This window comes from Streptomyces sp. NRRL WC-3549 (genome assembly GCF_000721935.1).
GTDB lineage: Bacteria > Actinomycetota > Actinomycetes > Streptomycetales > Streptomycetaceae > Streptomyces.
In genome coordinates this window covers 315,398-323,847 of record NZ_KL585394.1, presented here as the reverse complement: position 1 = coordinate 323,847, position 8,450 = coordinate 315,398, and the positions used below count along the sequence as shown (strand labels likewise).

The 8,450-nt window shown below is 69.1% G+C and carries 8 protein-coding genes; 2 read left to right on the top strand and 6 right to left on the bottom strand.

Annotated elements, in window-relative coordinates:
• The coding region (locus IH13_RS0112225; protein ID WP_234433274.1) for a metallophosphoesterase at window positions 1-1,060 on the top strand (1,060 nt) is incomplete at its 5' end.
• Between the two features lie 256 nt (window positions 1,061-1,316).
• Window positions 1,317-2,870, top strand: coding sequence for an ABC transporter substrate-binding protein (locus tag IH13_RS0112220; RefSeq protein ID WP_031083734.1), 1,554 nt, complete (start codon window positions 1,317-1,319; stop codon window positions 2,868-2,870).
• Here IH13_RS0112220 and IH13_RS0112215 read toward each other — a convergent pair.
• The 6 genes from IH13_RS0112215 to IH13_RS37280 all read right to left on the bottom strand — a co-directional run bounded on the left by IH13_RS0112215 (window position 2,857) and on the right by IH13_RS37280 (window position 7,691).
• Window positions 2,857-3,570 (bottom strand): TetR/AcrR family transcriptional regulator, encoded by a 714-nt coding sequence (locus IH13_RS0112215; RefSeq protein ID WP_031083732.1) that lies wholly within the window; start codon window positions 3,568-3,570, stop codon window positions 2,857-2,859. The genes IH13_RS0112220 and IH13_RS0112215 overlap by 14 nt on opposite strands.
• Window positions 3,571-3,728: 158 nt before the next feature.
• Window positions 3,729-4,496 carry a succinate dehydrogenase iron-sulfur subunit gene (locus tag IH13_RS0112210; RefSeq protein ID WP_031083730.1) on the bottom strand — a complete coding sequence of 256 codons (768 nt, stop codon included), beginning with the start codon at window positions 4,494-4,496 and terminating at the stop codon, window positions 3,729-3,731.
• Complete coding sequence (gene sdhA, locus IH13_RS0112205; protein ID WP_031083729.1) at window positions 4,496-6,250, bottom strand: succinate dehydrogenase flavoprotein subunit; 1,755 nt, start codon at window positions 6,248-6,250, stop codon at window positions 4,496-4,498. Before sdhA ends, IH13_RS0112210 begins: the two co-directional genes overlap by 1 nt.
• 29 nt (window positions 6,251-6,279) lie before the next feature.
• Entirely contained in the window at window positions 6,280-6,762 is a 483-nt protein-coding gene (locus IH13_RS0112200; protein ID WP_031083727.1) for a succinate dehydrogenase hydrophobic membrane anchor subunit, read from the bottom strand.
• Between the two features lie 5 nt (window positions 6,763-6,767).
• Window positions 6,768-7,148 (bottom strand): succinate dehydrogenase, cytochrome b556 subunit, encoded by a 381-nt coding sequence (gene sdhC, locus IH13_RS0112195; protein ID WP_082317580.1) that lies wholly within the window; start codon window positions 7,146-7,148, stop codon window positions 6,768-6,770.
• Window positions 7,149-7,340: 192 nt separating this feature from the next.
• Window positions 7,341-7,691 (bottom strand): 2-oxo-4-hydroxy-4-carboxy-5-ureidoimidazoline decarboxylase, encoded by a 351-nt coding sequence (locus tag IH13_RS37280; protein ID WP_234433273.1) that lies wholly within the window; start codon window positions 7,689-7,691, stop codon window positions 7,341-7,343.
• Window positions 7,692-8,450 lie beyond the last annotated feature (759 nt).

Below are 8,450 nucleotides of genomic sequence, written 5' to 3'. Positions count from 1 at the left end.
AGTGCTCGACCGCCGCACCCCGGAGGCCGCACCGGGGCCCGCCCCGGAGCCCGTGCGAACGGGCCAGGGCGCCCCCGGGCAGACCACGGCCGCCGGCACCGTGACGCACGGCACGGGGACCGCCACGGGCACCGACGCCCCCGCCGCTCCTGGGACACCGGACACGCAGGCGGAGGCCGAACCGGAAGCGGAAGCGGAACCGGCGGGCACACCCGCACCGCCCGCCGTCGCCGGCCCCTCGCGCCGGCTGTTCGTCGCGCGGGCGGTCGGGGGCGCCGCCGCCCTCGCCGGGCTCGGCACGGTCGGGTACGGCACCTACGGGGTGCTGCGCGGCCCCCGGGTCAAGCGGATCACCGTCCCGCTCGCCCGGCTCCCGCGCTCCGCGCACGGCTTCCGGATCGCGGTCGTCAGCGACATCCACCTCGGCCCGATCCTCGGCCGCTCCCACACCCGGCGCATCGTCGACACGATCAACGCCACCTCGCCCGACCTGGTCGCCGTGGTCGGGGACCTGGTGGACGGCTCGGTCGCCGACCTCGGCACCGCCGCCGAGCCGCTGGCCGGGCTGGAGTCGCGGCACGGCGCCTACTTCGTCACCGGCAACCACGAGTACTTCTCCGGAGCCGCCGAGTGGGTCTCCCACGTACGCGAACTGGGGCTGCACCCGCTGGAGAACGCCCGGGTCGAGATCGCCGGGTTCGACCTCGCCGGTGTCAACGACGTGGCGGGCGAAAGCGAGGGCCAGGGACCGGACTTCGCCGCCGCGCTCGGTGACCGGGACCGCGGCCGCGCCTCGGTCCTCCTCGCACACCAGCCGGTCGTCATCGACGACGCCGTCGCGCACGGCGTGGACCTCCAGCTCTCCGGCCACACCCACGGCGGTCAGCTCTGGCCCGGCAACCTCGTGGCCGAACTGGCCAACCCCACCGTCGCCGGACTCGAACGCTACGGCGACACCCAGCTCTACGTGTCGCGTGGCGCGGGTGCCTGGGGCCCTCCGGTGCGGGTCGGCGCACCCTCGGACATCACCGTCGTGGAGCTCGCCTCCAAGCAGACCTGAGCAACACCCCGCGCACACCGGCGCGACCACGCAAACAGCACACCATCCTCACGCCCAGCAACGAAAGTTGCAGGTGGAAGGTGGTGTGCCCCTCCTTTCGGAGCCAAGACCAGACTTTCGGCGAAGAACACCCTGTGAGTGCCCCATTTGCTCTTCCAGATGTGAAAATCGTGTGATTGGGTGAGTCCGAACATGCGGCAATGTGCGTCAACTCAGCACATGGGCCGAGGTGGGCTGGTAAGGGAGAGCACGGCACATGCGGTCGATCCGGATACGGATTCTCGCGATTCTCGCGGTACTGATCATCGTAGGCGTCGGCGCCTGGCAGCTCCTTCCCTCGGACGAGGCGAGTCACGACCCCATCAAGGTCGGTACGTCGGACGTGGTGACGTCCCTCGACCCGGCGGGCGCCTACGACGCCGGTTCCTGGGCGATCTACAGCAACCTCTACCAGTCCCTGATGACCTTCAAGGCCAACGCGATCGTGCCGGAGCCGGACGCGGCCGAGAGCTGCGGCTTCGTCGGGCAGAAGCTCCAGACGTACCAGTGCAAGCTGCGTGACGACCTGACCTTCTCCAACGGGCGCAAGATCACCGCCGAGGACGTCAAGTACTCCTTCGACCGGATGCTGAAGATCAAGGCGGACGCGGGTCCGTCGGTGCTCTTCCCGGGCCTCGACACGATCGTGGCCGAGGGACGCACCATCACCTTCAACCTCTCCGCGCGTGACGCGACCTTCCCGCAGAAGCTCGCCACCGGCGCCGGGTCCATCGTCGACCCCACCCAGTACCCCAAGGACAAGCTGCGCACCGGGAACAAGGTCGACGGCTCGGGCCCGTTCACGCTGAAGTCCTACGAGCCCGGGGTCCAGGCGGAGCTCGTGCCGAACCCGTCCTACAAGGGCGCGGTGAAGAAGTCCGGCGGGCCGGTCCAGATCCGCTACTTCGAGGGCTCCGACCGGCTCCAGGCGGCCTGGGAGGCAGGAACCGTCGACGTGACGCACCGTCAGCTGCCCGCCGAGACACTGGCGAAGCTGAACCCCGGTGCGACCGAGCAGCGCGTCACCGAGGCCGAGAGCGCCGAGATCCGCAACCTCGTCTTCAACGTCCGCGACGGCTCGCCCTTCGCCGACAAGCGGGTGAGGCAGGCCGTCGCGTGGATCATCGACCGCGGGCCGCTGGTCGGCGACGTCTACCGCAGCACGGTCGAGCCCCTGTACTCCCTGATCCCCCAGGGCTACATCGGGCACAGCACCCCCTTCTTCGACGCCTACCCGCACCCTGACCTGGAGAAGGCCGAGGACCTCCTGCAGCAGGCCGGCGTCCAGATCCCGCTGCCGATCGTCTTCGCGCACCGCGACGACGACACCGGCATCAAGGAAGGCGCCGAGCTGGTGCGCCAGCTGGAGAAGAGCGGGCTGTTCAAGGTCACCGAGAAGGCCGTGGAGTGGACCGCCTTCCAGAAGGAGTACGCGGCCGGGAAGTACGACACCTACACCGTCGGGTGGCTCCCCGACTTCCCGGACTCCGACAACTTCAGCCAGCCGCTCGTCGGCAAGGACAGCAGCCTGCACAACGGCTACGCCAGCAAGAAGATCGACTCGCTGATCACGGCCACCCAGCAGTACAGCGACCGCGGCCGCACCTCGAACGACTTCAAGGAACTGCAGCGGCTGGTCGGCGAGGACGTACCGCTGATCCCCCTGTGGCAGAAGAAGGACTACGTCGTCGCCAAGTCCGACGTCTCCGGCTCCCAGTACCTCTCCGACGGCACCGGGATCTGGCGCCTGTGGGAACTCAGCTGGATCTGACGCCCGCGCCCTTGCCGGCGCCGGGCATGAACTCCACCAGGACGTCGTGGAGTTGCCGCACGAGCGGTCGCAGCACCCGGAAGCGGGAGAGCGCGATCGCCCGTGCGGCCAGCGGGGCGGTGCGCTCCACCAGCCGGCGGCTGCGTGCGGCGCCCCCGCTCCGGTCGTAGACCCAGAACAGCACCAGGCCCATCTGCATCAGCCACATCAACTGCGGGAGTATCGGGCCCAGTTCCCGGTCGTAACGGGTGCTGGACCCGGTCAGGCAGCGTTCGTGGAGGGCGATCACCGCGTCGCGTGCGGCGGCCGAGTCCTCGGAGAACGGCGAGAGCGGGCTGTCCGGGTCCGCGGCGTTCCTGAAGAACTGGGCGGCGAAGCGGTGGTACGGCTGGGCCACCTCCAGCCAGCCGAGCAACAGGCCCCGGATGCGCACGGCGAGGTCCGCGTCGCCGTCCAGGACCGGCCGCACCGCCACCTCGTGCTCGGTGGCGATCCGGTCGTAGAAGCCCTGGACCAGGTGTTCCTTGGAGGCGAAGTAGTAGTACGCGTTCCCCACGGAGACCCCGGCCTCCTGCGCGACGGCCCGCATCGTCGTCCTGTCGTACCCGCGCTCCTCGAAGAGCCGGAGCGCCGTCTCAAGGATCAGGGTGCGGGTCTGCTCGCTCTTCGGGGCCTTCGCCGTCTTCTCTGCCTTCGCCACGCCCCCAGGCTATCCGGGAGCCCCGGCCCGGTTCCGCGCCCCGCACGACCGTACCGTCCCCACCCGCCCGACGCACCAAGAGGCCCCGCCTCCCGCACGGACGGTGCGGGAAGCGGGGCCTCCTGGATACGACAGCGGCCCGGTGCGGGGCCGGTGGGTCAGAAGCGACGCGTGATCAGCGCGCGCTTGACCTCCTGGATCGCCTTGGTGACCTCGATGCCACGGGGGCAGGCGTCCGTGCAGTTGAACGTCGTGCGGCAACGCCACACACCGTCACGGTCGTTGAGGATCTCCAGGCGCTGCTCGCCGCCCTCGTCACGCGAGTCGAAGATGAACCGGTGCGCGTTGACGATCGCCGCCGGGCCGAAGTACTGCCCGTCGTTCCAGAACACCGGGCACGAGGACGTGCACGCGGCGCACAGGATGCACTTGGTGGTGTCGTCGAAGCGCTCGCGGTCCTCGGGGGACTGGAGCCGCTCACGGGTCGGCTCGTTGCCCTTGGTGATGAGGAAGGGCATGACGTCGCGGTAGGCCTGGAAGAACGGGTCCATGTCGACCACGAGGTCCTTGAGGACCGTGAGGCCCTTGATGGCCTCGACCAGGATCGGCTTCTCCGGGTTGATGTCCTTGATCAGCGTCTTGCAGGCGAGCCTGTTCTTGCCGTTGATCCGCATCGCGTCGGAGCCGCAGATGCCGTGCGCGCAGGAACGGCGGAACGTCAGGGTGCCGTCCAGCTCCCACTTGATCTTGTGAAGGGCGTCGAGGACACGCTCCTTCGGGTCGATCGAGATCTGGAAGTCCTGCCACTGGGCCTCGTCGGAGACCTCCGGGTTGAACCGGCGGATCCGGAACGTGGCCGTGATGTACGGGGTGTCGGCGAAGCCGGCCTCGGCGTTGCCGGTCTTCTCCAGGGTCGGGGTAGCCATCAGTACTTACGCTCCATCGGCTGGTAGCGGGTCGTGACGACCGGCTTGTAGTCGAGCCGGATCGACTCGGTGCCGTCGTCCGCGACCTCGCGGTACGCCATGGTGTGGCGCATGAAGTTGACGTCGTCGCGGTTCGGGTAGTCCTCGCGGTAGTGACCGCCGCGGGACTCCTTGCGGGCCAGCGCGGAGGTCGCCATGACCTCGGCCAGATCGAGCAGGTTGCCCAGCTCGATGGCCTCCAACAGGTCGGTGTTGAACCGCTTGCCCTTGTCCTGGATGGACACGTTCAGGTAGCGCTTGCGCAGCTCGGCGATCTTGTCGACCGCCGTCTTGATCGTCTGCTCGGTGCGGAACACCATCACGTTGGCGTCCATGCACTCCTGCAGCTCCGTGCGGAGCGTGTGGACCCGCTCGGTGCCCGTGGAGTTGCGCAGCCGCTCGACCTGGTCCTGGACCAGCTGCGCCGGGTTCTCGGGAAGCTCGACGAAGTCGTTCTTCGCGGAGTACTCGGCGGCGGCGATACCCGAACGGCGCCCGAAGACGTTGATGTCGAGCAGGGAGTTGGTGCCGAGGCGGTTGGCGCCGTGCACGGAGACACAGGCGACCTCGCCGGCGGCGTACAGGCCCGGCACGACGGTGGTGTTGTCGGCCAGCACCTCGCCCTCGACGTTGGTCGGGATGCCGCCCATGGCGTAGTGCGCGGTCGGCTGGATCGGGATCGGGTCCGTGTAGGGCTCGATGCCGAGGTAGGTGCGCGCGAACTCGGTGATGTCCGGGAGCTTGGCGTCCAGCTGCTCCGGCGGGAGGTGCGTGAGGTCGAGGTAGACGTGGTCGCCCTCGGGACCGCAGCCGCGGCCCTCACGGATCTCCGTGTAGATGGAGCGCGAGACGACGTCACGGGACGCGAGGTCCTTCATGACCGGCGCGTACTTCTCCATGAAGCGCTCGCCGTCCTTGTTGCGGAGGATGCCGCCCTCACCACGGGCGCCCTCCGTCAGCAGGATGCCCATGCGCCAGATGCCCGTCGGGTGGAACTGGAAGAACTCCATGTCCTCCAGCGGCAGGCCCCGGCGGTAGCAGGCGGCCTGGCCGTCACCGGTCAGGGTGTGCGCGTTCGACGTCACCTTGAAGAACTTGCCGGTGCCGCCCGAGGCGTAGATGACCGACTTCGCCTGGAAGACGTGGATCTCGCCGGTGGCCAGCTCGTAGGCGACGACGCCGGCGGACTTCTTGACGCCGTCCTCCTCGACGACCAGCTGGTCCAGGACGTAGAACTCGTTGAAGAACTCCACGCCCTCCTTGACGCAGTTCTGGTACAGCGTCTGGAGGATCATGTGGCCGGTGCGGTCGCCCGAGTAGCAGGCGCGACGGACCGGGGCCTCACCGTGGTTGCGGGAGTGACCGCCGAAGCGGCGCTGGTCGATCTTGCCCTCGGGCGTACGGCCGAACGGCAGGCCCATCTTCTCCAGGTCGAGAACGGCGTCGATGGCCTCCTTCGCGAGGATCTCGGCGGCGTCCTGGTCGACCAGGTAGTCGCCGCCCTTGATCGTGTCGAAGGTGTGCCACTCCCAGTTGTCCTCTTCCACGTTGGCCAGCGCGGCGGCCATGCCGCCCTGCGCGGCGCCCGTGTGGGAGCGGGTGGGGTAGAGCTTCGTCAGCACGGCGGTGCGGCTGCGCTTGGTCGACTCGATGGCCGCGCGCATGCCGGCGCCGCCGGCGCCGACGATGACGGTGTCGTACTTGTGGATCTGCATGGTTTCCTCTGGTCCCTCTGTCCCGGCGCCTAGCGGATGTTCGGGTCGAAGGTGAAGATCACCAGCGTGCCCAGCAGGACGGTGAACACCGTGGCGGTGTACAGGAGCATCTTCAGCCAGAAGCGGGTGTTGTCCCGTTCGGCGTAGTCGTTGATGACCGTACGGAGGCCGTTGGCGCCGTGCAGCATGGCGAGCCACAGCATCGCCAGGTCCCAGACCTGCCAGAACGGCGAGGCCCAGCGGCCGGCCACGAAGGCGAAGCCGATCTTGGAGACGCCGCCGTCCAGCACCAGCTGGATCAGCAGGTGCCCGATGACGAGGACGACCAGCACGATGCCCGACAGGCGCATGAAGAGCCAGGCGTACATCTCGAAGTTGGTACGCGAACCCTTGGGGGTCTTGCCCGTCCGCTTGCGCGGGGGCTCGATCACCGGTGCCGGGTGGTCGACGTCGTAGAGCGTCACGCCCTCGACGTCACTGATCGCGGACGAGGAAGAGGTCTCGGCGGACATGGGCCTCAGCTCCCGAAGACTTCGCGTACGGCGTGGCCGAGGACGGGGTACAGGGCCCCGACCATCAGCACGATCCAGATACCCATGACGGTCCAGAGCATCGTCTTCTGGTGGCGCGGGCCCTTGGCCCAGAAGTCCACGGCGACGATGCGCAGCCCGTTCAGAGCGTGGAAGAGGATGGCGGCCACCAGGCCGTACTCGAGCAGGGCCACGAGCGGGGTCTTGTAGGTGGCCACGACCTCGTCGTACGCCTCGGGGGAGACACGCACGAGGGCGGTGTCCAGGACGTGGACGAACAGGAAGAAGAAAATGAGGACACCGGTGACTCGATGAGCCACCCAGGACCACATGCCTTCCCGGCCGCGGTACAGCGTTCCAGCCGGCACGGAAAAACCCTCCGGGAGCGGGGATCGGGGTCGGCCGGCTTGACTGTCGGTCTGACCCGGCCGGGTACGGTCCACCGGCCCCGGCCATCGTAGCGACGCTTTGTCGGTTCCATGGCGGCGGGGCCTGAAGGTGTGATCAAAGTGGCAATCAAACCCGCACGTATGGGCTATCCGGGGCCCTGTCGCCGCAGGTCACAGCAGGGGGTCCGGCCGTCCCGCCGCCGTCACGAGCTCGATGATGCGCCCCCGGGCGAGTCGCCGTGTCTCCTCGGCGGTGAGCGCGCGCTCCTCGTCGGGGTCGTTGGTCAGCCGGGCGCGGATGGCGGCCAGTACCTGGTCCACGTGCTGGGAGGGCGGCACCCCGTCCATGCAGATGACGAACACGTGTCCGAAACTGTGCTCGTACGCGGCGTGCGCCGCCCGGAGCGCGAGGTGGGCCGCGCGGGGTGCCGCGTGGTGCAGGCAGGGGGCGGACTCGGCGGCGAGCGCCTCGGCGAGGTCGGTGGGGGAGAGGTCGTACCCCGCCTCGTCGGATGCCGCCACAGCCGGCGGCTGCCGCAGCACTCCAGGAGAGCGGCTTCGGCCAGCTCACCGGGCCAGGCGTTGAAGCGGGCGAGTCCGTCCGAGTGGGCACGGACGCGGCTGCTGGCCGAGACTGGTTCCGGAACCGGGACGCGGGCGGGGGCCCGCACCGGCGCCCGGGCCCCGGCCTCCTGCGGGACCTGCGCGCGGTCGTGGCTCTGGACGGAGTCGCGGCCCAGGAGTGGGCCGTGGCCCGGGAGGGGGTCGTGGCTCTGGACGGGACCGCGGCTCCGGAAGGGGTCTTGGCCCTGGCCGGGGACGGCCGCCCGCCCGGACCGGCGTCCTCGCTCCGGCAGGCCTGCGGGGGACTCGCTGGACCTGGACAGCAGAACTCCTCGGACGAAAGACATCTCCGGGCCTGAAGACGGGACGGAGTGCGGCGAGGTTGCGCGGGGGGAGAGAGTGAGGGCTGAGATGAATGTGCCGCAACGGTAGCGAGACCGTGCAGCGAGCGGCTGAAGCCCGCGCGAAGTTCACCCGGACGGGAGAGTTTCGGAACGCGTGATGGACGCGCTTTCAGGGCGAAACACCTCTTTTCGCCCGCCCGGCTCCGGCTGGTGTCAGACCCCCCTCCCAGGATTCACTTACCGGCGCCGACCCCCCATGATCATCGCCCCCCACGACCCGGAGGAACCTGACCGATGTCGCCCTCGCATCGAGCCACGTCACGCCCGCGCGGAGCCCTGGCTGTCTCTTCTACACATCTCTGAGCGGGCTGGC

Coding starts and splice junctions, on each gene's coding strand:
- IH13_RS0112220 (WP_031083734.1), top strand. CDS start 1,317: ATGCGGTCGATCCGGATACGGATTCTCGCGATTCTCGCGGTACTGATC.
- IH13_RS0112210 (WP_031083730.1), bottom strand. CDS start 4,496: ATGGCTACCCCGACCCTGGAGAAGACCGGCAACGCCGAGGCCGGCTTC.
- sdhA (WP_031083729.1), bottom strand. CDS start 6,250: ATGCAGATCCACAAGTACGACACCGTCATCGTCGGCGCCGGCGGCGCC.
- IH13_RS0112200 (WP_031083727.1), bottom strand. CDS start 6,762: ATGTCCGCCGAGACCTCTTCCTCGTCCGCGATCAGTGACGTCGAGGGC.